The organism is Vibrio minamisatsumaniensis, from assembly GCF_050337445.1.
GTDB lineage: Bacteria > Pseudomonadota > Gammaproteobacteria > Enterobacterales > Vibrionaceae > Vibrio > Vibrio artabrorum.
The window spans coordinates 22994-46356 of the sequence record NZ_JAKJSY010000014.1 but is presented as its reverse complement, the minus strand read 5'-3'; the positions used below and the strand labels follow the sequence as shown (position 1 = coordinate 46356).

The following is a 23363-nucleotide window of genomic DNA, read 5'->3' as shown; positions in this document are numbered from 1 at the left end:
CTACACGGTATTAGCCGCGTGCTTTCAAGAACTCAGCGTAAGTACCGCGGAAATCGTTGATTTTGCCATCTTTGATTTCAAGGATACGAGTTGCAAGCGAATCTACGAATACACGGTCGTGAGAGACGAAGAACAAGGTGCCTTTGTAGTTCTCAAGCGCTAAGTTAAGCGCTTCGATCGATTCCATATCCATGTGGTTTGTTGGCTCATCCATTAGCAGGATGTTTGGTTTATGCATCATGATCTTACCAAGAAGCATACGACCTTGCTCACCACCAGAGATAACCTTTACCGATTTCTTAATGTCGTCTTGACCAAATAGCATACGACCTAGGAAACCACGAACAACTTGCTCGTCTTCGCCTTCTTGGCGCCATTGGCTCATCCAGTCAAACAAGTTCATGTCTGTCTCGAAATCGTGTGCGTGATCTTGTGCGTAGTAACCGATGTTTGAGTTTTCAGACCACTTGTACTCACCAGTGCGAGGCTCAAGAGCGCCAGCCAGTGTGTTCAGCAGCGTTGTTTTACCCACACCGTTCTCACCGATGATCGCAACACGCTCACCGACTTCGAAAATACCGTCAAACTTGTTGTATAGGTCTTCTTCAAAACCTTGAGATAGGTTTTCAACCACAAGTGCGTTACGGAATAGCTCTTTAGACTGTTCGAAACGAATGAATGGGTTTTGACGGCTAGACGCTTTAACTTCATCAAGTTGGATCTTATCGATCTGCTTAGCACGAGACGTTGCTTGCTTCGCTTTCGATGCGTTAGCAGAGAAACGAGAGACGAACGTTTGAAGTTCAGCAATTTGTGCTTTCTTCTTAGCGTTGTCAGACAATAGACGCTCACGCGCTTGAGTCGCAGCTGTCATGTACTCATCGTAGTTACCTGGGAATAGACGAAGTTCGCCGTAATCAAGGTCAGCCATGTGTGTACAAACCGAGTTTAGGAAGTGACGGTCGTGCGAAATGATGATCATTGTGCAGTTACGTTGGTTTAGCGTATCTTCCAACCACTTGATGGTGTCCATATCCAGGTTGTTCGTTGGTTCGTCAAGCAGCATGATATGCGGGTCTGCAAACAGTACTTGAGACAATAGAACACGAAGTTTCCAACCCGGTGCGACTTCGCTCATTAGACCGAAGTGCATTGATTCTTCAATACCTACCGCAAGAAGAAGCTCACCCGCTTTCGCTTCTGCCATGTAGCCGTCCATTTCAGCGAACTGAACTTCAAGGTCAGCCACTTTCATGCCGTCTTCTTCGCTCATTTCTGGCAAAGAGTAAATGCGGTCACGCTCTTGCTTAATAGCCCAAAGTTCTTTGTGACCCATGATAACCGTGTCGATTACCGTGAATTCTTCGTAAGCAAATTGGTCTTGGTTTAGCTTAGCAACGCGCTCGTTTGGGTCGTAGCTTACGTTACCAGCACTTGGCTCAAGTTCACCAGATAGGATCTTCATGAACGTCGATTTACCACAGCCATTCGCGCCGATTAAACCGTAGCGGTTGCCTTCGCCGAACTTCACTGAAATATTTTCGAAAAGTGGCTTAGCGCCGAATTGTTGGGTGATATTTGCTGTGGAGATCAATGCCATTACCTTTTTAATGTGAAAAACGCCGCAACGTTACTTGTTCAGGGCTTTAACTGCAAGTATTGATTGCAATTACTGGCCATTAAGTGAGTGATAACCTAGCCAAATCATAGTTTGAGCTCCATCACACTTTTGATTTGCTATTTTATTATGAATAAACGTCGTTCTTCAATAGCAACCAAACAGCAAGCCCCGTCGAAATTAGCGTTAAAATAGCACTGATGAACATATTGAATATTGAGCATACGGCTTGTCAAACCGCGATAACCAAACCCATTTTTACAAGGGGTATTTAGACGATTATCTTGCGCTCAAACATTGATCTACCCCATGATTATAACGAACAAAATCAGAATAAAGTTTTTGTTCGAAAAACGGGATAAATTTCACAAACTGACATTAACTCACTATAGTGTTCCTAACCTCATAATTCTAAGAGACTTTTATGCGTTCACTTTTGCGCTTCTTTTTATTCACATTGGCCATCCTCTCTTGGCCTAGTCATGCCAGCTTGGACTATGACTTACCATCACAACCTCAAGTGTCGAACATCGCCCTCGATCTGGCTAAGCGTATCAGTGCACTGCCTGATCCGCTGTTTATGGAAGAATCCGATAAACATGAGGTGAGTGTTCTATTGACTGAAGTACTCCGAGTTCAAGACCAACAGATCACAACTTTTGACCAGCAGCTTCTTGATTACCGAGAAAATAGTGGCTCTGACCAATGGTTTGCTGTGGAATCAAGCTATAAAACACTAAATAGTTTGAATGTCAGTAAGCAGCGACTGCTTGAGCAAACGACGACCGCGAATAAAGAACAATTGACGGGATTTGGGCCTTTTGGCGTGACTCAGTTTAAACAAGAGTGGCACCTAACCCAGCTTAATATTGAATACTTAGTCTATTTCCAGACTCGCAGTTTTAAAGCATTGATTAAAGATATCTTTATTTCGCCAGTTCCGGTGATTTGGGCCTGCTTAAAAGTACTCTTCACCTACTTCTGTTTAGTTTGGTGGTTATCCAATAGTGCACGTTTGATTGAACTATTCCGAGTTAACTTCTTAGAGCCTAAACAGCCGCCAGCTTTTTGGATTCGGCTAATTTGGTATATAAGCCGTGCCCATCGCGCTATCGCATGGTTAGTCGCTATCACCATATCACTGCGCATTCTTTCAAGTATACCAAGCCTGCAACACCTCATTTTCTTTGAAATATTTACGTGGTGGATCTTAGGTGGCTCAATCGCCATTAGTTTTATTCTTGAGTTGGCTTACCGTATTGGTCGAACGTCAAACCAAACCGTTATTGCACTTCGTTTGTCGACGATCCGACGTTATGTATGGAGCTTCATTGTCGCAGGGGTGATCTTACAAATATCCAGTATCACCCTAGGTAAAGGCACCATCTACAATTGGATCTACAGTGCTTTGTTCTTGTGGTTCGTTTTAGTTACGGTTTCGGTTTTAAAATTATGGCGTTCAAAAGTATTCGATACGTTGCAGCACATCTCCGATCATCCGGTTTGGGTCAACTGGGCGGTCAATCGGAAAGACACGTTCCTGCTTAATATTATCGCGACAGCAATCGGCATCGCGTGGCTAACGGTTTATAACTTCCAACATCGAATTATGGCTCTGCTTTCCAATTACACATTGTTCAGCCAAGCCTTGGCTTATTTATTTAGAATTGAGGTGGCCAAGCAGTCTGATCTTGATAAGAACCAGCAGAATTTAGTGCGAATCAAAGGTGATCAAACTTATGATTACATCCTTCCGGGTTCAATCGATAGTACGCTCATTGATTACGCTGGCGATGAAATCAAACAGCTTTCTCGCTACTTGATGTCTGATAGTCCTGCAATATGCGTTGTATCGGGCGAACGTGGTGTGGGTTCAACCACTTTACTGTATACGTTACTTCATAAAGTTTCGAATGCAGAACCCGTTTACGTCAGCTGCCCTTATGCAGGCTACCCTGAATTCTTGGCGCATCTAGCCGTTAGCATTGGTTTAAAAGAAGAAGCGACTGAGATTCAGATTTTGGCACACTTGCGTAAGAGTGAAACCACTTACCTTATCGCCATTGACAATGCCCAACGCCTCGTCAAACCAATGGTCGGTGGTCTGTCGGATTTGATCCGTCTAACGAATTTACTACGCCGGTCTAAAAAGAATCACCGCATAGTGATGTCGATTGCCAAGTCTAGCTGGCGCTTTGTTGATAGAGCGCGGGGTGAGCGACTATTGTTTGATTTAGTTTGCTTCCTACCACGCTGGACAGAGAAACAAGTCGGTGAGCTTCTTAACAGTCGCATCAATATGACGTTAGATCAACCCTTGTCATTTGATGGCTTGGTGGTTCCCAAACAGTGGGACCAAGATGACATGACAGAAGAGGAACGCGCTCGTCAGGGCTTCTATCGAATTCTATGGCACTACTCAGATGGCAACCCTACCGTTGCGTTGCGTTTCTTCCGTTTATCTCTAAATCGAAACAAGGATACAGGCCAAACTGTGGTGCGTTTGTTCCACGTACCAGAAGCTCAAGAACTGGAAAACATGCCAAAACCGATGCTGGCGGTATTACGCTCTATTGTACAACTCGAAATCGCGTCCCCTGAAGTGCTGTCTGAATGTACTCAGTTGAGTATTGCCGAAATCACCGGAGTTCTGCGCTACTTTGAAAGTCGCGGTTACATTGGTTGGAATGAAGACAAAGCTAAGATCTCGGACCATTGGTTCCGCCATATAACCAACGTTCTCGACCGTCAACATTTATTGGTGAAGTAAAATGAAGAAATTATTTGTCCTATTATTTATTTGCTTGACGACTGCGGTCAGCTTCCCGACTTACGCGACAGAAGAGTTAGTCAACGTAGAAAACATCTCTAAGATTGCAAGCTTAGTGCGTTGGAGTGGGGTATTTTTCTCGATCATTGTGATTGCAACAATGTGGCTATTGCTCAAGTTCATAAATTCACTGGTGACCAGCTTTGGTAGCCAGTTTGTGCAATATCGGATGTTGCTACAAAAATTGCAGTCGTTTACCCAGTTCTTTATCTATGTCAGTACTGGGCTTATTGTCTTCATGATGAGCTTTCGTATTAATGACCAAATACTTGCTCTGATTGGCGGTACGCTCGCTGTCTCTATCGGCTTTGCGCTTAAAGACCTGGCCGCTTCATTCATCGCGGGTATCACTGTGATGATTGATAGACCCTTTCAGGTGGGTGACCGCGTCACGTTTGAGGGCAATTATGGTGATGTCATTACCATCGGTTTACGGTCAGTGCGCATGAGAACGTTGAATGATGACATCATCACGATTCCAAACAACAAGTTCTTAAATGAAGTCACGACCAGTGGTAACTATGGCGCGTTAGATATGCAGGTCGTGATTCCATTTTATGTGGGAATGGACGAAGACATCACCCTAGCCCGTGATTTAATCCAAGAAGCGGCCTCATCCAGTCGTTATATCCATTTACCAAAGCCTGTCACAGTGCTGGTTAAACAGACCATTACGGATAACTACTTAGCGATACAGCTAACGTGTAAAGCTTATGTCGTAGATACCGCGTATGAGAAGTTGTTTGAAACCGATATTACTCTGCGTGTGATGAAAGAATTTAGAAAACACAATATCACCCCGCCAAAGATATCTGTGGCGCATCAATCATAGAACGAAGATGGATTAAACGATACTAATGAGTCCTTGAGGACCAATAAAAACACCTCCAACATACGGAGGTGTTTTTAATTATGTGTGACGACATCGAGGCACCGTAAGTTTCGTTTACCGCTGTATCATGGTACACACGCAGCTCAATTTGAATGAGATCATAAGTTCGATACCAACAACTGAGGTGTCGCTTTCTTTTTAAGGTAGAGACTAAAACAACTCCCCTTACCGACCTCCGATTCAACACGAATCTCTCCACCCGTTTGACTCAAAATACTTTGCGACACCGATAAGCCAAGGCCTGTTCCATCTCGTTTAGTGGTATAGAAAGGCGAGAAGATCCGTTTTAGCTGTTCTTCACTGATACCACAACCGTGATCTTCAACGTGAATTATTGCGCCACGAGATTTATCATTTTCGACCCAATCTTCGCTTGAGATCGTCAGCGTCCCCTCTCCGTCCATCGCATGAATCGCATTCATCTGGAGATTAACCAATATCTGAAGCAATTGGTTTCGGTTAACTTCGACCGAAGTTTTAGCATTAAGTTTGGATTCGTAAACGATGCCTTTCTTTTTAGTGCCTGTTTTGACCAGTGTGATGCTTTCATCAATTATCGGGTTGATGTGTTGCCAGGTCACTTCGTCTTGTACACCGCCATGTCGGCTGTATTGCAGTAAGCTGCGGGTGATATTTCGAATTCGGTCAATCTGCTCCATGATGGCGTTCACCTCTTCACCAACACAAGTGACTTCTTCACCCAGCTCAAACTTGATGAGTTCGACATTACCAAGAATCACCGCCGTTGGATTATTGATTTCATGAGCAATACCCGCGGTTAACTCACCTAATGCTGCTAGCTTTTCACTGACCACTAACTGATCACGAGCCTGGTTAAGCAATTTAATATGTCGCTCAAGCTCTTCGGTTTTATCTTTCAAACTGGTTGTGCGCGAATGAACCTTGTATTCCAATTCTAATGCGGCTTGCTGTATCTCTTGATTGCGCTCGTGCAACAGATCCAGCATCTTATCAAACTGTTTCGCAAGCAGCGTGAGTTCGTGTTGATCATCCAAACCAAGGGGACCAATTCGCTTGTCTTGCCCCATCTGGACGAGTTTGACAACTTTGTAAATGCGCTCTATTGGCTTGAAAAGATCACGAGCACCACGGTGAACAATGAAACCAGAAGCCAACAATAACAACACGATAGTAATGCTGATTTCACCAAGATTGGTTAAGTACGTCTCTATTAGCGGCCACAACAAATAACCGGTATAAAGCATGCCAATCACGTTACCAAACTGATCATGAATCGGCTGATAAGCGGTAATGTACCAAGCATCGTACACATACGCTCGATCTAGCCACTCTTTACCTTCATTTAAAACCTTGGCATTAACTTCATGTGAAACTCGAGTACCAATAGCACGCCCGGCACTTTCTTCACTGCTCAAAGGCACATTAGTACTGACTCGAAGATCATCGAGGAATACGGTGATGGTGCCCACACGGCGATTAAAACCATCGCGTTTCGGGTAAATCAAGTTGCTAATTTGATCGACCAATTGAGTGCTATTATTCAGTAAGATTCCGCCGTCAAGAAAACCAATCACATGGTCATGCTCATCTCGAATAGAAACGACGGTTCGACTGACTAAACCTCTCGTTTCTACTCCCTGTTCATTGAGCATCGGAACTTCGGCTTTCTTCGCGAGATCTCGATCCAGAGTGTTAAGTTCATCTTGATTTAATACACTGAAAAACGACTCTTTGTGCGTCAAGTTAAGGTATTGAAGCTTATTGGTTAAATGCTCAACACTGCGCCAGCGTAAAAAATCGAGCTGATAACGTGACTTATTTTCAGACACCCAACGGGCGAAGTCTTCTTGTGAAGCATGATTCGCGAGTTTGATTCGGAATTGGTAAGATTCAGCAAAAGCTTTAACGTTGTAGGCCTGTTGGCTTTGAATTAGCTGAATACTATTTTCTGCGACATCCAAACGCTCATCAACATCAATCAACGCCCCTTGCCACGTATAATGAATTGACCAATATAAAGTAATCGTCACCAACGCACATAACGTGAGAATGATCGGAGCGGAGGTCAAAAATAATAAGCGGTAACGCACCATGGTTTTGAATCGAAACGCCCATTTTCGCCACCAAGGCCGTTTAATCGGCATAGTCAGAACCTTCTGTGCTCCAATCTTTGTACTTACGTTCTAGCGTTTTACGTGCCACCCCTAAATCTCTCGCTGCCGCAGACTTATTACCATCATGGAAACTCACGAGTTGCTCAATATGTGCTTTTTCAACTTCTTTAAGCGTCCAATTATTTGGATAACCTTCCGTGGGGCTAGCCTTTCCCATATCCGGCATGCTAGCACCATGTGACACCGTCACTGATAGGCTCGTAGGAGCTGCATTATCATTAATTTCTCGCCAATAGTGAGCGGGCGGCTTATCGAGTAAAATACATCTTTCGACTAAATTTTTAAGCTCACGAACATTGCCAGGCCATTCGTATTGGTGCAAAGCCAAAATGTCTTCATGTGCCCAATGAGGTACTGGCATCCCTAACTCGCTCGATAACAAGTGGGTAAAATATGGGACCAGTTCAACCAAATCAGACGGGCGTTCTCTTAAAGGCGCAACATCAATCTTGAGCACATTCAGGCGATAGAATAGATCTCGACGAAAATGCCCTTTATCGACCTCTTGTTGAAGATTACGGTTAGTGGCAGCAACGACACGCACATCAATTGAAATTTCTTTCTCGCATCCCACTGGACGAATCGTTCGTTGCTCCAAAACACGCAATAACGCCGCTTGCATGGACAGTGGCATTTCTCCTATCTCATCAAGAAACAGCGTACCACCACTGGCAACTCTAAATAGACCTTCTCGGTTTTTTTTAGCTCCGGTAAATGCACCGGACGTATGACCAAACAACTCACTTTCCAAAAGCTCAGGCGCAATTGCCCCACAGTTAATCGGCACGAAAGGACCAGTACGTTTACTGGCGTCATGAACACCTCGGGCAACCAACTCTTTCCCTGTCCCCGATTCTCCTTCGATAAGCACAGACGCTCTTGATGGTGCAAACTGGGTGATCAGTCGCTTAAGTTGTTTGGTTTTATCAGAGCTCCCAAGCAATTCTGTTTTAATATGCCGACTGACATCACGTTTAAGCGCATATTGCATTCGCTGGTCTAAACGTTTGTCCATACAGCGCAGAACAGCTTGAATGATTTGATCTAAATTAAACGGTTTAAGAATAAAGTCCGACGCCCCCAACTTCAGTGCTGATATCGTCATCTCTAAGTCGGCATAACCCGTCATAAAGATAACGTCCACTTTTCGGTCGGTGTCGTTAAAAACCTCTTCCCACTCAATGCCTGAACGACCAGGAAGATTGATATCAAAAACAATTAAATCGAAATGCTGATTGCTACGCAGAATTTCGGCCTCTTCGACGGAGCCTGCACACAACACTTTACCAAAGTATTTACCGAGCGCTTTTTTGAGAATCGCCTGCATACCGATCTCATCGTCCACAACCAAGACGGAAAATGCTTGATATTGAGTCAATGTATTTGAATTGAGATTTGACACATTTGAACGAGATAAAGACATAATGAACAGCCAGTAGGAAAAGTTGGGACAGAGTGTACCAATTAACCCCATGTGCAACATACTCAGTGTGCGACATTTTGTCCTAGCTCATGTTTTGATTCATTTTATCAAGATAAATGGCGTACTTTTGTCCGAAATAACAGTAATTTAATAGAATTTGATTCACTATTTATTGGCACTAACTTTGCTTGTTAAGTGATGATTTCTAATTACAAAATTAGCATCTTGTGTGCATGCTCTTCTTCGGCCCTGTAAAGCTGAGCGCATGTCATTCATTTATAACAGAATGGACAGAATAAAAATGAAAGCAATTCCTCTAGCTATTGCAGCCCTATCTATCGTCAGTTACACAGCAAGCAGCGCTGAAGACACCACACATATCAAGCTGGCTACCACGACAAGCACCTACAACTCTGGACTACTGGATTACCTATTACCAAAGTTTGAGAAAGATACTGGCATCAAAGTCGGTGTTATCGCTGCCGGTACGGGGAAATCACTTCGTATGGGTGAGAATGGTGATGTTGATTTGGTGATGACACACGCTCCAAAGGCTGAAGCGGATTTCGTTGAAAAAGGCTACGGTGTTCTGCCTCGTAAACTTATGTATAACGATTTTGTGGTTGTTGGACCAAAGAGTGACCCTGCAAAAATTGCGTCTCAAAAAAATGTCATCGATGTTTTCAAGGTAATCGCAAACAGCAACGTGACATTCTTGTCTCGAGGTGACGATTCAGGTACCAACAAGAAAGAGATGGGCATTTGGGCACAAACCAAAATGGAGCCTAACTTTGGTGGCTATCGTAGTGTTGGTCAAGGTATGGGACCGACGCTGAACATGACCTCTGAGATGCAAGGTTACACGCTCACGGATCGTGGTACTTGGTTGGCTTATCAAAACAAACTGGATCTAAAAATCCTTTTTCAAGGCGATAAAAATCTATTCAACCCTTACCAAGTGATCCTGGTTAACCCTAAACGCTACCCAACCACCCACTATAACGCAGCAAAAGTATTCAGTGACTGGCTTGTTAACCCTAAAGGGCAGAAGCTGATCAACGATTTTAAACTGCAAGGTCAGCAGTTGTTTGTTGCAAACGCAGAATAATTAATACAGCATTATTACCAATGGAATTGAATTAAGACGATCCTTTGTCTCACAATAGCTGACCAATGATGCCTCGCACGAATTGCGTCAGCTATGATTACGTCATTAACACATTCAGACTGATTGTCGACCGAAATGAGAGCTTCCATGTCCTTATGGCAAACAACGCTTGATGCATTAAATTTATTGGTGAGTTTCGATAACGAATTGTGGAAAATCGTTGCGGTATCTTTTAGTGTCTCTTTATCCGCCATTTCCTTGGTCATTGTCCCTGCAATCATCATATCCTTCCTCTTAGCCTATACCGAGTTTCCAGGAAAATGGTCACTGTTGTCGATAATTAACACCCTCCAAGCCATCCCCACCGTGGTGATCGGTTTACTGTTGTACATGATGTTGTCGCGTTCTGGCCCCTTGGGTGACTGGCAATTGCTGTTCACACAAAAAGCGATGATACTTGGCCAAATGCTGATCTGCTTCCCGGTGCTGGTTGCAATGATGCATGGCGCGTTACAAGCCAGTGACCGTCGTGCTGTTGAAACCGCTCGTACACTCGGCGTTTCAACCACTCGAGTGGCATGCACGTTAATTTGGGAAACACGCTTTCCTTTAATGGCAGCCGCCATTGCCGCATTTTCTCGCATCGTAACTGAAGTGGGATGTTCAATGATGGTTGGTGGCAATATCATGGGGATGACAAGAAATATCCCAACAGCGATTGCAATGGAAAGCCATAAGGGGGCCTTCGCTCAAGGCGTTGCACTGGGAATGGTCCTACTTGCCTTGGCATTAGCGCTAAACTTTTTTCTCTCTAGTGTGAGAGGAAAAGGCTATTTAAGAACTTAGGAGCGCTGTCATGAGTATAAAAATAACAACACAGCAAATCTCAATGCGCTTTAAGGAGCGTGTTTTATTCCATATACCTGAATTATCAATTGGTCCTAACGATGCCATTTATCTTAAAGGTGATAATGGTGTCGGAAAAACGACCCTACTTAAAATTTTGTCCGGTTTAATCCAGCCAAGTTCTGGACAGATTCAATCTCCAACCCAAAGCTGGCACCAGCTCTTATTCCCAAGGTCAAAATTTAAAAACATCATCTATTTGCACCAAACACCGTATCTTTTTGATGGTTCGGTATACCAAAATGTTGCTTACGGCATTAGATTTCATAAAGGGAGCCAAAAAGATAAGCGCGCTCAAATAATTAGCGCGTTGAGAATGGTCGCTTTAGAAACCTTAGCGGATGAGCATATTTCTGTCCTCTCAGGGGGGGAACGCCAACGCGTTGCAATGGCTCGGGCTTGGATTTTAAAGCCCTCAATTTTGCTCATGGATGAACCGAGCGCCTCTTTAGATAAAGAATCTATTGAAAGATTAGTCATTATGGCTGAAGATCTCCTTTTACGAGGCGTAAGCTTGGTCATCACAAGCCATCAAGCCAATGCGTTAACCGATTTATGTAGGAAGCAATGGTGGATCAAAGACAACACTTTGACTGAATCAACGCTTCTGAAAGTTATTCAAAAAAACAGTGCACAAGAGAACATTTATGTTGCTTCCAGCGCAAACTAGTTGGGTTATTTTGGCCGGCGGACAAGCCAGCCGTATGGGTGGAAAAGATAAAGGACTCGTTGAACTTAACGGGTCGCCGCTTATTCAATATGTTATCGACCAGCTGTCACGACAAAATGTCAGCATCACCATCAATGCAAACCGTAACTTAGACCGTTACCAAACCTTTGCGCCTGTTGTGTCTGATTCCTTCCCGGATTACCCGGGGCCATTAGGGGGGATTCATGCCGGTCTTAAAAACGCGACGACAGATTGGGTCGGATTTGTGCCTTGCGATAGTCCGCAAATTAATAGCGACCTTGTGACACGTTTTTGTGCGGCAGTGAAAGAGAACAGTGACATTCTTGTCGCTCATGATGGCGAATTTAAGCAACCGGTATTCACCCTATTCCACAAGCGTGTCCTACCAAAATTAGAAGCATTTTTGGAACGTGGTGATCGTAAAATCATCCTACTGTACAAAGACTGCGTGACTGAGTACGTCGACTTTAGTGACTCGCCAGATTGCTTTGTCAATCTCAATACGCCAGAAGAACTCACCCAATTCGGAACCCTTCGATAATGAAAGATTCTAAACAACGCCCTAACCTTCCTCTATTGGGCTTTGCTGCTTATAGTGGTACAGGTAAAACAACGGTACTTGAAGCTCTGCTGCCGTTATTGACTGAATCGGGTTTAAAAGTGGGTGTGTTAAAACATGCTCACCACGATTTTGATGTCGATAAGCCGGGTAAAGACAGTTACCGGTTACGTAAAGCGGGCGCGAACCAAATGTTGATTGCATCTCGTAACCGTCACGTGATGATGACAGAGACGCCAGAGGCGGAAGCAAATTTTGATTACTTGCTGACTCGCTTTGATACCAACACGCTTGATCTGATTTTGGTGGAAGGCTGTAAGAACATCGCTTTCCCAAAAATCGAACTGCATCGAGATGAAGTGGGCAAACCTTGGTTGTACCCGAACGATGACAACATTATTGCTATCGCGGCAGACAGCCAAGTTGAATCCGATCTACCACAAATGGCGATCAACGACTTAGAAGCGATTCGTGATTTCATCATCGATTACGCGCAGTCCTTTGACCTTTCATCTACAACAGGCAAAGCCGTGTCATGCTCATCTTCAAAAGACACAGCGCCCACAGTGTGTTGTGATTCGTTGTCTCCTGCTGGTCTAACCGTTTCTCAAGGCCAACAAAAGATTGTTGATAGTATTGACGCACTCGATCTCACTGAGAGTGTTGAATTGTTGCAGGGCTATGGCCGCGTATTGGCGGAAGATGTCATCTCACCAATCAATGTTCCTCAAAATACCAACTCTGCGATGGATGGCTATGCGATCCGTAGTCAAGATCTAGAATTGGACAGCTACAACATCGTTGCGGAAGTCATGGCCGGTCACAGCTACCAGCAAACCGTTCAACAAGGTCAAGCGGTTAAGATCATGACGGGCGCACCAATGCCAGAAGGTGTTGATGTTGTCGTGATGCGCGAACAAGCCGTTCAAGATGGCGACACCGTTAGCTTTCCTGACGCTAAGATCTCGGTTGGACAAAATGTCCGTATGGCCGGTGAAGATTTAAAGATCGGCCAACCTGTCTTTACCCGTGGCACACGCATTGAAGCGCCAGAAATGGGCATGATGGCGTCGTTAGGTTTTGGTACCTGCCCGGTTGTGCGTAAAGTGAAAGTGAGTGTGTTCTCGACGGGAGATGAAGTTCAAGCGCCGGGTAGCGAACAAAAACCCAACTCTGTCTACGACTCGAACCGTTTTACGATTATCGGCATGCTTCAAAAACTTGGCTGTGACATCGTCGATTACGGCATTATTGAAGATGACGAACAAAAGATGATCGACGTGCTGCACTCTGCATCGCTTGAAACCGACATGGTTCTGACTTCGGGTGGCGTGTCTGTTGGTGATGCAGATTACATCAAGCTTGCGTTAGATAAGCTGGGTGAAATCAACTTCTGGCGTATCAATATGCGTCCGGGGCGCCCTCTTGCTTACGGCAAAATTGAAGACAAACCGTTCTTCGGTTTACCGGGTAACCCAGTGGCTGTCATGGTGTCGTTCATTAACTTTGTTGAGCCTGCGATCCGTAAGCTTCAGGGTCAAACCAACTGGACGCCAGTGAAAGCAAACGCAGTCGCCACTGAACAACTGCGTTCACGCCAAGGCCGTACTGAATTTAGTCGTGGAGTATTCTCGATGAATGAATTCGGCGTGCTTGAAGTGAAAACAACAGGTAAACAAGGTTCAGGTATTCTGCGTTCAATGAGTGAAGCAAACTGTTTAATCGAGATCTCACCAGCGGTTGATACCGTAAAAGTGGGTGAGACAGTGACGATCATTCCTCTGCAAGGCCGCGTTTAATTCAAAGCGAAGATACGACATTGACTTAGCAGATTTTGCCAACACATAAACGAAGCCCCCTCACATAGAGCTGTCGATGTTAAGGGGCTTGGATTGTGGTTTTTATCGTTAAAGCGAACCTGTTCAGCCCCTAAAAGGCAAACACTTAAATAACGCTAAACGGTTAGACCGATAATTTTAAGATTTCTTACCATTACCTTGAGCCAAGTACGGTTTTTATGTAGAGTGCGCGCAAAGTAATAATCCTATTGGAGAGCACCATGGCTCGTACCATTCTGTACACTTACAAAGATGAAGACAAAGAGTTACTGTTTTCAAAACAAGAACACCGCACGATCCAAGAAGCAGTTGCCGAAGCGGAAGGCATCGACATCACTGAGTATCTCAAAACTGAGCAACAGCTTGAGTTGATTTCAGATACGAAAGCGGTTCGCAACTACCAAGACAACTACTTCCGTAAGCTTGGCTTTACTAAGCTTACCTTGAAACAAAAAGACAACCTTGGTGTGGGTAAAAAAAAGAAGTAAGCCCTCTGGCTCTTTTTCTTGATATATCGCTTCTAGCTTGTTGTTTTGCGTTAAAAAGCGAAAACACTGAACAATAAAAAATGCCGCAACCTCTTTCGAGATTGCGGCATTTTTATTTGTGCTTTGTAACTATCTAACCTTAGCTAGCGTAACTTAAGTCACCATTACTTAATGTTAAGGAATGCAGCGCCACGAACGCCGCCTGAATCACCGTGCTTCGCTTTGATGATCTTTGGACATTTCGCTACAGACAACAGATATTTAGGCACACGTTTGGGCATCTCTTGGTAGATAAGCTCGAAATTTGAAAGACCGCCGCCCAGTGCAACTACGTGTGGATCCAGCCCTGTAAACAGGTTGGCAAAACAGATGGCCAACAACTCCATGAAACGATCTACGTGCTCAGCCGCTTTCGCTTCACCCTCGTTATACGCTTGAATGATCTCAATCGCTTTCTTCTTCTCGCCAAAGTAGTGCTCGTAAATTAACTCAAAACCACGGCCAGATAAATAGCTGTCTAAACAACCTTTCTTGCCACAACCACAGCCCAATAACGGTGCGTTGTCGCCAAGGTGGAACCATGCATCAAGAGGAAGGCGCATATGGCCAAGCTCGCCAGCAACATGGTTACGACCAGAGAACACTTTGCCTTCGTAAATAAGACCGCCACCAAAGCCTGTACCGAGAATTAGGCCAGCAACTGAGGGTTCATCTTTCAACTCATCATCCCACGCTTCTGAAAGCGCAAAACAGTTTGCATCATTTTCGATTTTTACACTGCGGCCAATAAGTGCTTCTAAATCTTTTCGCAGTGGTTTACCTGTTGAAGCGGGTACGTTAACGACAAGCATAGTGCCGTCATCGGCGTTTTCCATACCAGGAAGACCAAGGCCAATTTTACCTTCGCAAGAGAATTCGCTGTCGTATTTCTGAACCAACCCTGCAATCGTATCAAGCAGTAATTGATAGTCGTCTGTTGGCGTAGGTACACGCTCTGTTGCTACTCGCTCAAGTTTCTCATTGAATGCACCAAACTCAATTTTTGTGCCACCAACATCGAAGCCGTAATACATGAAATCTCTCCAATTTTTCCCTAAATTCGGGTAAATAAAATGTTTAAATAAAACAACTAASGAGCATTATCCATAACACTCCCCCTACAAACCGTGATAGATAACAAACTTATCTCGTGATCGAGTCTGTTTGAACAACAAGTCAGCACAAAGCGGTTAAAGGTTAGAGTGACGTCTCATTTTTACTGTGTTCGATGAAGGCATTCAAGCAAGGTTGAGTCGGATTCGACTTATAACGCGTCTTACTTAACATGTAGCTTTCTCGAAATGCTTCAAACCAAAGCTGTAAAGTCTTGGCCCCCTCTTCTTCACCAGCCTGTTGGAGCACTAAGCTCGCGACTTCGGCAGTCGAAAGGTGTTGCTCATTGTCTGACTTTCTCATCATGTACTGGGAAACCGATTCAGGCTTTATCGATAAGACAGGTAAAGGTTGCAGATATTCTGAACGGCGGAAGATGCGTCTCGCTTCACGCCAGCTTCCATCGATGAAGATAAGTAACAGTGTTTTATCCGAATCACGCATTTGAGGTAAATCTTGAACCACACGCGTTTTGTCGTCGGTGTAATCTTCAGGGAATACAACAACGGGTTGGTATTTCTCATCGTTAAGGATATCCAACATCTCTTGATTAGGTTCTGTTCGGTGCCAAAGATAGGCATAACTGTCCTTGACCGTATCCATGATCAATCGACCGGTATTACTCGGCTTCATGATTTCGTTGTCTGATAAGATCAACATGGTCGCGACGTTGGTATCTATATTGGGTTGATGTTCACACAGACAACTGTCTTGCTTGATTTTACAGTACTCGCATCGCACGACTTTACACCCCCGTGCGTTAAACGGCTTGGTAGCAAGAGACAAACGGTGTTGGTATAAACGGTGGAAAGCGTGAATTCTCATGAATATTAACGATAGATCTAGAAAAGTGGCACGATTGTACTTACAGTAACCTGATAATGATAGAAGGAATTCCCATGCAAGATCCATCACTGCTGCGTCTCATTTGTTTTATTGTCGTTTTCGGATTGTGTGCGCTTTGGGAATGTCGCTTTCCACGTAAAACGCTGACTCAAAGCAAGTGGTTTCGTTGGGGGAACAACTTCGCATTAGTTGCCTTGAATAGTGTTCTGTTAGCCACACTTATCCCTATCGCTGCATTCCAAGCCTCAATCATTGCACAAGAGCATCACTGGGGTTTATTCAATATCTTGTCCCTTCCTAAAGCGCTGGCTATTGTCATCTGTGTGATACTGTTAGATTGCGCCATTTACCTACAGCACTTGGTATTTCACCGTGTGCCTTGGTTATGGAAGTTACATCGAGTTCACCATGCGGACCTCGATATTGATGTGACAACCGGCACTCGCTTCCATCCGATTGAAATGATACTTTCGATGCTAATAAAAGTGAGTTTAGTGGTCGCTCTCGGCGTCCCGGTTATTGCCGTAGTGATATTTGAAATTGTTCTTAATGCGAGTGCGATGTTCAACCACAGTAATGCGCGTCTACCACTGTGGATCGATAAGCAGTTGAGAAAAGTGATCGTGACACCAGACATGCACCGAGTGCATCACTCTGTCATTGTTAAAGAGACGCATTCGAACTTTGGCTTCTTCTTATCTGTATGGGACATCTGGTTTAAGACTTACCGCGCTCAACCCAAACTAGGCCACGATAAGGTGCATATTGGTGTGCCCGAGATTCAAGATGGTAAGGAGCAACGGTTGGATTTGATGCTGCGTCAACCGTTCGCGCATTTCTCGCCTCCCAACCAAGTAAAGTAAAACTACTAAATTGGGGAGGTTAAGTCGCTCCGTACCCAGCAGTGATTGTTCAACGTAACGGTAAATAAGTATGATTAATTTGTTTCGTATACTCGAAGCCGTTGATGACGTTTGATTTTAGTTTTTATTAGAAGAGTGACATATGAAAATAAAAAGAATACTAGCTTTGATAGTCACCTTGACGACTTTGGTTGCTTGTAGCTCTACGCCTATCCCTTACAGAGACATGAATGCTCTATCGAAACCGCTATCAAAATCAGAGCAAATGACAACGAATGCCTACATGACAGTATATAAGCATTGGCAAGGTGTACCTTATCATTTTGGTGGCACATCATTCCAAGGCATTGACTGTTCAGCCTTTGTGCAAATAGCAGTCCAAGATGCCGCTCAAAAAACCTTACCGAGAACGACAAAAAACCAAAGTAAGCAAGGTGTAAAAATCGCCTATGAACAAGCAATGAGCGGTGACTTGGTGTTTTTCAAAACCTCATTGAACGTCAGACACGTCGGTGTTTATCTGGGCAATAAACAGTTCCTACATGTCTCTACCTCTAAGGGCGTAATTATCTCCAGGCTAGATAACCCTTATTGGGCTTCAAAATTTTGGCAGTTTAGACGTATATAAAGCATCAAAACTCTACTTATACCCTAAATCTAGCTCCTTGTTTAAAATGAAGAATTCTAAACGCTGGAGTCAGCTCTCAAGTCTCAAGCGTCAACGCTTAAAATCAGGACGATGATGAGATATCTAGTCGTATTTTGCGACAGCCGAATCAAATAGATTTTTCACTAACGCAATATATTCATCTAAAAATACGATTTGCTCGTTAGTCGCTTTCTTGCCCCATACCCCCGCAAGCACTTCACTTAAATCGGCAACGACCGCATCCGCTTCTTTCAACAACTGAAAACGAACACTAGAGTGCAGTTCAGGGTTCTGTTCGAAAATCGCCATGATGTTAGATGAAATCATGTCGGTGACAATGTCTTCAACACTTTCATCGCCCGTATCCCCTTTGGCATTGGTAAATACATCCAGATTGAATGATAAGTGCTCAATTAAAGCCAGATAGCCATCAGTTTCTACAACCACAATAAATCTCCGTTTTTAAGCTCAAGAGCAGACGAATACGTCTCAAGCTAATAGTATGTTAATGAAGACATTTGTCACCACTTTCTTCTAAAAAGTGGTATATAAATGCTCTTCGCAAGCCTGTAAGGTCAAAAATACATCAATATAGAAACAAAGCCTAAACGTCGAATATATAATGGCTTTCCAATGCTGACTGATCCTTTGAATACTGACTGAACAGCGTGTCTTTGTGGCCTACACTTTAACATTCTCACTTGCTCAACTTTAGCGTAGACAATAACAACCCTTCCGAACTTTTCCAATCAGGAATCTGACACTCAATGTTGAATGTGAGATTTATACCAAATTCCGTATCATCGCCAGACCATTTTTTTTGCTAAATCAAATGCATGTCATCAGCTTGAGTTCACAGATCCACCAATTGGTTCGCCCTTAACAGGATTAAGACTCAAGAACATTGACCAGTACATCTATAAATTATTGAAATTTATCCTAGACTAACACTATCAACTCACCGCTATTCAAACTAACAGTTCTTTGAGGATTTCCTATGTGGCAGGCCATTTCTCAACAGCTTTCAGATACACTTTTATTCAACTTTCCGATCACCGAACGTACTAAAGTTCCTGGTGGTGACATTAACGATTGCTACATGATTAGTGATGGTAATGAGCGCTACTTTGTGAAAGTAAACCAGCGAGAATTTCTACCTAAATTTGAAATGGAGGCTGAGAACCTTCGTTTATTAAGAGAGACTTCTACTATCTATGTCCCTGAACTGGTACTGATCGGTAAAGCTAAAGACTGTTCGTTCATCATCCTCAATTACTTACCAACGAAACCGCTTGAAACGAGTAACAATAGTTATGATTTCGGAGTACAACTTGCTCGACTGCATCAGTGGGGAGAGCAAAAAGAGTTTGGTTGTGATCAAGACAACTACATTGGCAGTACGCTTCAACCTAACCCGTGGCATAAAAAATGGTCGCGTTTTTTCTCCGAGCAGCGTATTGGTTTCCAGCTCCAGTTGTTGAAAGAAAAAGGCATCGATTTTGGTGACATCGACGATATCGTCAATACGGTCAACATGAAATTGGCGGGCCATAACCCTAGTCCTTCTTTGCTTCATGGCAATTTGTGGCATGGTAATGTTGCTAACTCCGCGTTTGGCCCGATTTGTTACGATCCTGCCTGCTATTGGGGTGACCATGAGTGTGATATTGCGTTAACAGAGTTATTTCACGGGTTCCCGCCCGCATTTTATGAAGGCTATCAAAGCGTCGTACCGCTCGATGTGGGTTATCCTGATCGAAAAGACATTTATAATTTGTACCATCTTCTTAATCACTGCAATCAATTTGGCGGTGAGTATTTAGCACAAACTGAAGCATGTATTCAGAAGATTCAAGCGTTCTAGTATCGATCACCGTAGGTCAGTGTGAGGAGAGTTCACCATGCACAAATACACCGAGAAACACGTCTCTTGCCCTCATTGCGGGCATGGCATAAGCATAACGCTCGATGCGTCAAACGGCAGCCAAGACTTTTATGATGATTGCCCGGCTTGCTGTCACGCCATCCATTTAGATATGCAAGTTGACGAAGTCCGAAATCGGATCAATCTATCGATTGATGCCGATGACGAACAAGTGTTCTAAATAATGCCAATGGTTGATTGAGTACACCACAATCCCAAAAGAGCACTTGATGTGCTCTTTTGATCTGAACGAAGGGCCGAAAATACCAAATTCGCCGCTATCAATAATCGTCAACGGCGACAAATCGAACTATTTCTGATTCGCCAGAACGCGTTCAACCGTATCCACTATCGCTTGTGTTTGAGGGTCGAATTCAATATTCACATCATCCCCGACCTCACGAGCGCCAAACAGAGTGCGATTCAGTGTTTCTGGGATCAAATGTACCGAAAAACGGTTGCCTTCAACTTCACCAATCGTCAATGAACATCCATCAACACCGATGTAGCCTTTGCTCAGTACATATTTCATGGATGCTTCTGGCAGTTCGAACCACAGCGTACGGTTGTTTTCCGTTTTAATCACTTCGACTAGCTTTGCCATCAGTGCGATGTGACCAGACATACTGTGACCGCCAATCTCGTCACCAAACTTAGCAGCGCGCTCGACGTTGACCTTGTCACCAACCTTTAACTGGCCGAGATTGGTTAACCTCAATGTTGCTTGCATTAAATCAAACGCAACGTGGTTTGCTGAAATATCAATGACGGTTAAACAGCAGCCGTTATGAGCAACTGAAGCACCAATCGCTAAGCCTTCAACCATGTTATCAGTTAACTCAATGGTATGAGTTTGAAACGACGCTTTTTTGTCAATCGCAACCACTGTTGCCATGCCTTGAACGATACCTGTAAACATAAGATTCCTATTGAGCGTATTACCCACAGTTTTTCATAGCAGTTATTGTGACATTTCTTTATGATTCGTCCAGTGGAAGCTCAAATTCTGTGTCTCTGATTCGTTCAGAATCTCCATTCCTACACCATTACCCTAATTTTATCTCTTATTTGGAGTTGTTTGTGCATCGTTACAAAGAAGAAGCGTCTAATCTGATCAAACTTGCGACCCCGGTTTTGATCGCATCCATTGCACAAACTGGAATGGGCTTTGTCGATACCGTAATGGCTGGCGGCGTAAGCGCGATTGATATGGCGGCGGTGTCGATTGCTGCCAGTATTTGGTTGCCATCGATTCTATTTGGTGTCGGGTTATTAATGGCGCTGGTTCCTGTTGTGGCACAGTTGAACGGCTCGGGTCGTCAAATAAAGATTCCGTTTGAAATTCAGCAAGGTGTATTTTTAGCGCTTGTCATCTCTGTTCCAATCATTGGAGTGCTTTTTCAAACGCAACTGATACTTGAATGGATGTACATTGAACCACTTATGGCCCAAAAGACCATCGGTTATATCAATGCCGTGATGTTTGCTGTTCCTGCTTTTTTGCTCTTCCAAACGCTAAGAAGTTTTACTGATGGTATGTCTTTAACCAAGCCTGCAATGGTGATTGGTTTTATTGGCTTACTTTTGAATATCCCACTCAATTGGATGTTTGTATACGGTAAGCTAGGAGCCCCTGCTCTTGGTGGGGTCGGTTGTGGCGTGGCAACGACCATTGTGTACTGGGTGATGTTCGCTTTATTGTTTGCCTACGTTTTAACATCAAAACGTTTAGCGAAAATCAATATCTTTGGCACGTTCCATAAACCACAATTAAAAGCGCAAATCCGTCTGTTTAAACTTGGCTTCCCGGTTGCTGCTGCTATCTTTTTTGAGGTAACCCTATTTGCGGTTGTTTCCTTATTAGTCGCTCCATTGGGTCCATTGATCGTTGCAGCACATCAAGTCGCGATTAACTTCTCTTCACTGGTATTCATGATTCCAATGAGCATTGGTGCTGCAGTGAGTATTCGTGTTGGTCATAAATTAGGTGAAAGCAACACAGAAGGAGCAAGGATCGCGACACATGTGGGGATTATTATTGGGTTGATAACAGCGTTTATGACGGCAGCGCTAACGGTGCTGTTCAGAGAACAAGTCTCGCTGCTGTATACAGAGAACACCGCTGTAATCACGGTGGCAATGCAACTATTGTTATTCGCTGCGGTATATCAATGTACTGATGCCATTCAAGTGATTGCGGCAGGTGCTCTACGCGGATACAAAGACATGCGCTCAATCTTCAACATCACCTTCGTTGCCTACTGGTTGCTTGGTCTTCCTATCGGCTACATCTTAGGTATGAAAGATTGGATTGTTGAACCTATGGGCGCACACGGCTTCTGGATTGGTTTCATTATTGGACTCACATCAGCGGCGATTATGCTGGGTATGCGCCTGCACTGGATGCACAAGCAAGACGACGATGTTCAGCTAGAATTTAGCGCTCGTTAAAGAGCGTTACCGATCCCGTAGGCAAAGAGACTTTAAGAGCACTGACTGAGCAGGGCTCTTTTTATTGCCGATCAACTTATATATTCTGGTTTAGATACCATAACTGTTTTTATTGTTAATACTCGCTCTTTTCCCGAACAAAGCGTGCAAACTTGGGTTTACCATTTTGAGTAAATCCGTTGTAGCGAAACGTGATCTGACTGCCAATTTCGGGGGGAGCCAATCGCATTTTGTCGCTAAATCCGCTCCCAATATAAAACTCGACACCGTCTTCGGTATGAACCAGTATTGAGCCCATCATCCCCTTATATTTGCCCGTACCCGCTTTATAGCCAATAACGGTTGCTTCCGCATCGTGGTGCCTTTTTAGTTTCAACAAGTCGTTACTTCGACCTGCTTGATAACGACTCGTGATTTTACGTAACATCAAACCTTCACCATTACGCTCGTCCACATTATCTAACTGATAGAATAAGCTGTCTTCACTATGAATTGGCGAATGCTCAACATAACTAACATGAGGCTCATCAATTACGCGAACCCAATGAATAATATTGTAATAGCGTTTCTGATAGTCACCTGCCGCACCTGGCATATCAAACAACATGAGATCGATTTTCTTCCATGCGGCATCACTAGGCGTATGATCTAGCACGGTTTGCTGAACAAGATGAAAATTACCTCGCCCTGCCCACAACTCCCCTTCTAAACGCACTTTCGGTAGTTTTTTGACAAACCACTTAGGGGCATAAATTCGATTGCCGTTGCGAGTAAAGAGTTGCTCTCCATCCCACAAAGCTCGGACCCCATCCAGCTTTTCACTGGTCCAGTACAGGGACACATCGATGCCTTGTTGATAGTTATTGGCCAACACCAGATCGTCGGGTGGTAAGTAAGAAGAATGAGATGGGAGTGAACACGCCCAAAGGGTCGCAATTGCCAATTTCGTTAATCTCATTACCAGCTCCA

Annotated in this window: 21 protein-coding genes; 13 read left to right on the top strand and 8 right to left on the bottom strand. The window is 44.0% G+C overall.

Features of this window, described 5'->3' with window-relative positions:
* Positions 1–10: 10 nt before the first annotated feature.
* Positions 11–1594, bottom strand: a complete 1584-nt coding sequence (locus L4B77_RS04015) for an ABC-F family ATPase (protein WP_009846736.1) — start codon at positions 1592–1594, stop codon at positions 11–13.
* 448 nt (positions 1595–2042) lie between these two features.
* Here L4B77_RS04015 and L4B77_RS04010 point away from each other — a divergent pair, with 448 nt between their 5' ends.
* Positions 2043–4388, top strand: a complete 2346-nt coding sequence (locus tag L4B77_RS04010) for an ATP-binding protein (protein ID WP_429748644.1) — start codon at positions 2043–2045, stop codon at positions 4386–4388.
* 1 nt (position 4389) lies between these two features.
* Positions 4390–5280 carry a mechanosensitive ion channel family protein gene (locus L4B77_RS04005; protein ID WP_429748642.1) on the top strand — a complete coding sequence of 297 codons (891 nt, stop codon included), beginning with the start codon at positions 4390–4392 and terminating at the stop codon, positions 5278–5280.
* Between the two features lie 158 nt (positions 5281–5438).
* On the opposite strand, the gene L4B77_RS04000 is transcribed toward L4B77_RS04005, so the two are convergent.
* Both L4B77_RS04000 and L4B77_RS03995 read right to left on the bottom strand, forming a co-directional pair.
* Positions 5439–7466 (bottom strand): sensor histidine kinase, encoded by a 2028-nt coding sequence (locus L4B77_RS04000; protein ID WP_429748640.1) that lies wholly within the window; start codon positions 7464–7466, stop codon positions 5439–5441.
* Positions 7456–8919 (bottom strand): sigma-54-dependent transcriptional regulator, encoded by a 1464-nt coding sequence (locus L4B77_RS03995; protein ID WP_429748638.1) that lies wholly within the window; start codon positions 8917–8919, stop codon positions 7456–7458. Before L4B77_RS03995 ends, L4B77_RS04000 begins: the two co-directional genes overlap by 11 nt.
* A 301-nt stretch (positions 8920–9220) precedes the next feature.
* Here L4B77_RS03995 and L4B77_RS03990 point away from each other — a divergent pair, with 301 nt between their 5' ends.
* From L4B77_RS03990 to L4B77_RS03965, 6 genes are all read left to right on the top strand, one after another.
* Positions 9221–10027: an ABC transporter substrate-binding protein gene (locus L4B77_RS03990; protein ID WP_261839644.1), complete on the top strand. Its 807-nt coding sequence runs from the start codon at positions 9221–9223 to the stop codon at positions 10025–10027.
* Between the two features lie 147 nt (positions 10028–10174).
* Positions 10175–10873 (top strand): ABC transporter permease, encoded by a 699-nt coding sequence (locus L4B77_RS03985; protein WP_261839645.1) that lies wholly within the window; start codon positions 10175–10177, stop codon positions 10871–10873.
* 10 nt (positions 10874–10883) lie between these two features.
* On the top strand, positions 10884–11603 hold the full coding sequence (locus L4B77_RS03980) for an energy-coupling factor ABC transporter ATP-binding protein (protein WP_429748635.1): 720 nt from the start codon (positions 10884–10886) through the stop codon (positions 11601–11603).
* Positions 11581–12165: a molybdenum cofactor guanylyltransferase MobA gene (mobA, locus tag L4B77_RS03975; protein ID WP_429748633.1), complete on the top strand. Its 585-nt coding sequence runs from the start codon at positions 11581–11583 to the stop codon at positions 12163–12165. Before L4B77_RS03980 ends, mobA begins: the two co-directional genes overlap by 23 nt.
* Positions 12165–13982 (top strand): bifunctional molybdopterin-guanine dinucleotide biosynthesis adaptor protein MobB/molybdopterin molybdotransferase MoeA, encoded by a 1818-nt coding sequence (locus L4B77_RS03970; protein ID WP_429748631.1) that lies wholly within the window; start codon positions 12165–12167, stop codon positions 13980–13982. Before mobA ends, L4B77_RS03970 begins: the two co-directional genes overlap by 1 nt.
* Before the next feature lie 260 nt (positions 13983–14242).
* Positions 14243–14509 carry a DUF2960 domain-containing protein gene (locus tag L4B77_RS03965; protein ID WP_261839649.1) on the top strand — a complete coding sequence of 89 codons (267 nt, stop codon included), beginning with the start codon at positions 14243–14245 and terminating at the stop codon, positions 14507–14509.
* A 164-nt stretch (positions 14510–14673) separates the two neighbouring features.
* Here L4B77_RS03965 and nagK read toward each other — a convergent pair whose 3' ends face one another.
* Both nagK and L4B77_RS03955 read right to left on the bottom strand, forming a co-directional pair.
* A complete protein-coding gene (gene nagK / locus L4B77_RS03960; protein ID WP_261839650.1) occupies positions 14674–15582 on the bottom strand; it encodes an N-acetylglucosamine kinase in 909 nt (302 codons plus the stop codon).
* A 163-nt stretch (positions 15583–15745) separates the two neighbouring features.
* Positions 15746–16492: a tRNA-uridine aminocarboxypropyltransferase gene (locus tag L4B77_RS03955; RefSeq protein WP_429748700.1), complete on the bottom strand. Its 747-nt coding sequence runs from the start codon at positions 16490–16492 to the stop codon at positions 15746–15748.
* Positions 16493–16560: 68 nt separating this feature from the next.
* Between L4B77_RS03955 and L4B77_RS03950 the strand changes: the two genes are divergently transcribed.
* Positions 16561–17370 (top strand): sterol desaturase family protein, encoded by an 810-nt coding sequence (locus tag L4B77_RS03950; protein ID WP_429748628.1) that lies wholly within the window; start codon positions 16561–16563, stop codon positions 17368–17370.
* Positions 17371–17512: 142 nt separating this feature from the next.
* The gene (locus L4B77_RS03945) at positions 17513–17998 is read left to right on the top strand and encodes a C40 family peptidase (RefSeq protein ID WP_261839652.1); all 486 of its coding nucleotides are present in this window, start codon (positions 17513–17515) and stop codon (positions 17996–17998) included.
* A gap of 123 nt (positions 17999–18121) precedes the next feature.
* Here the strand turns inward: L4B77_RS03945 and L4B77_RS03940 are convergent, their stop codons facing one another.
* Positions 18122–18466, bottom strand: a complete 345-nt coding sequence (locus L4B77_RS03940; RefSeq protein WP_261839653.1) for a DUF3802 family protein — start codon at positions 18464–18466, stop codon at positions 18122–18124.
* A 550-nt stretch (positions 18467–19016) separates the two neighbouring features.
* On the opposite strand from L4B77_RS03940, the gene L4B77_RS03935 reads away from it, so the two are divergent.
* Together L4B77_RS03935 and L4B77_RS03930 are read left to right on the top strand one after the other, a co-directional pair.
* Positions 19017–19883, top strand: a complete 867-nt coding sequence (locus L4B77_RS03935) for a fructosamine kinase family protein (protein ID WP_429748625.1) — start codon at positions 19017–19019, stop codon at positions 19881–19883.
* A gap of 37 nt (positions 19884–19920) precedes the next feature.
* On the top strand, positions 19921–20124 hold the full coding sequence (locus L4B77_RS03930; protein WP_372091180.1) for a CPXCG motif-containing cysteine-rich protein: 204 nt from the start codon (positions 19921–19923) through the stop codon (positions 20122–20124).
* A 129-nt stretch (positions 20125–20253) separates the two neighbouring features.
* On the opposite strand, the gene L4B77_RS03925 is transcribed toward L4B77_RS03930, so the two are convergent.
* A complete protein-coding gene (locus tag L4B77_RS03925; protein WP_429748623.1) occupies positions 20254–20862 on the bottom strand; it encodes a riboflavin synthase subunit alpha in 609 nt (202 codons plus the stop codon).
* A 161-nt stretch (positions 20863–21023) separates the two neighbouring features.
* On the opposite strand from L4B77_RS03925, the gene L4B77_RS03920 reads away from it, so the two are divergent.
* Positions 21024–22394 carry an MATE family efflux transporter gene (locus L4B77_RS03920; RefSeq protein ID WP_429748621.1) on the top strand — a complete coding sequence of 457 codons (1371 nt, stop codon included), beginning with the start codon at positions 21024–21026 and terminating at the stop codon, positions 22392–22394.
* A 115-nt stretch (positions 22395–22509) separates the two neighbouring features.
* Here the strand turns inward: L4B77_RS03920 and L4B77_RS03915 are convergent, their stop codons facing one another.
* Entirely contained in the window at positions 22510–23352 is an 843-nt protein-coding gene (locus L4B77_RS03915; protein ID WP_372091178.1) for a DNA ligase, read from the bottom strand.
* Positions 23353–23363 lie beyond the last annotated feature (11 nt).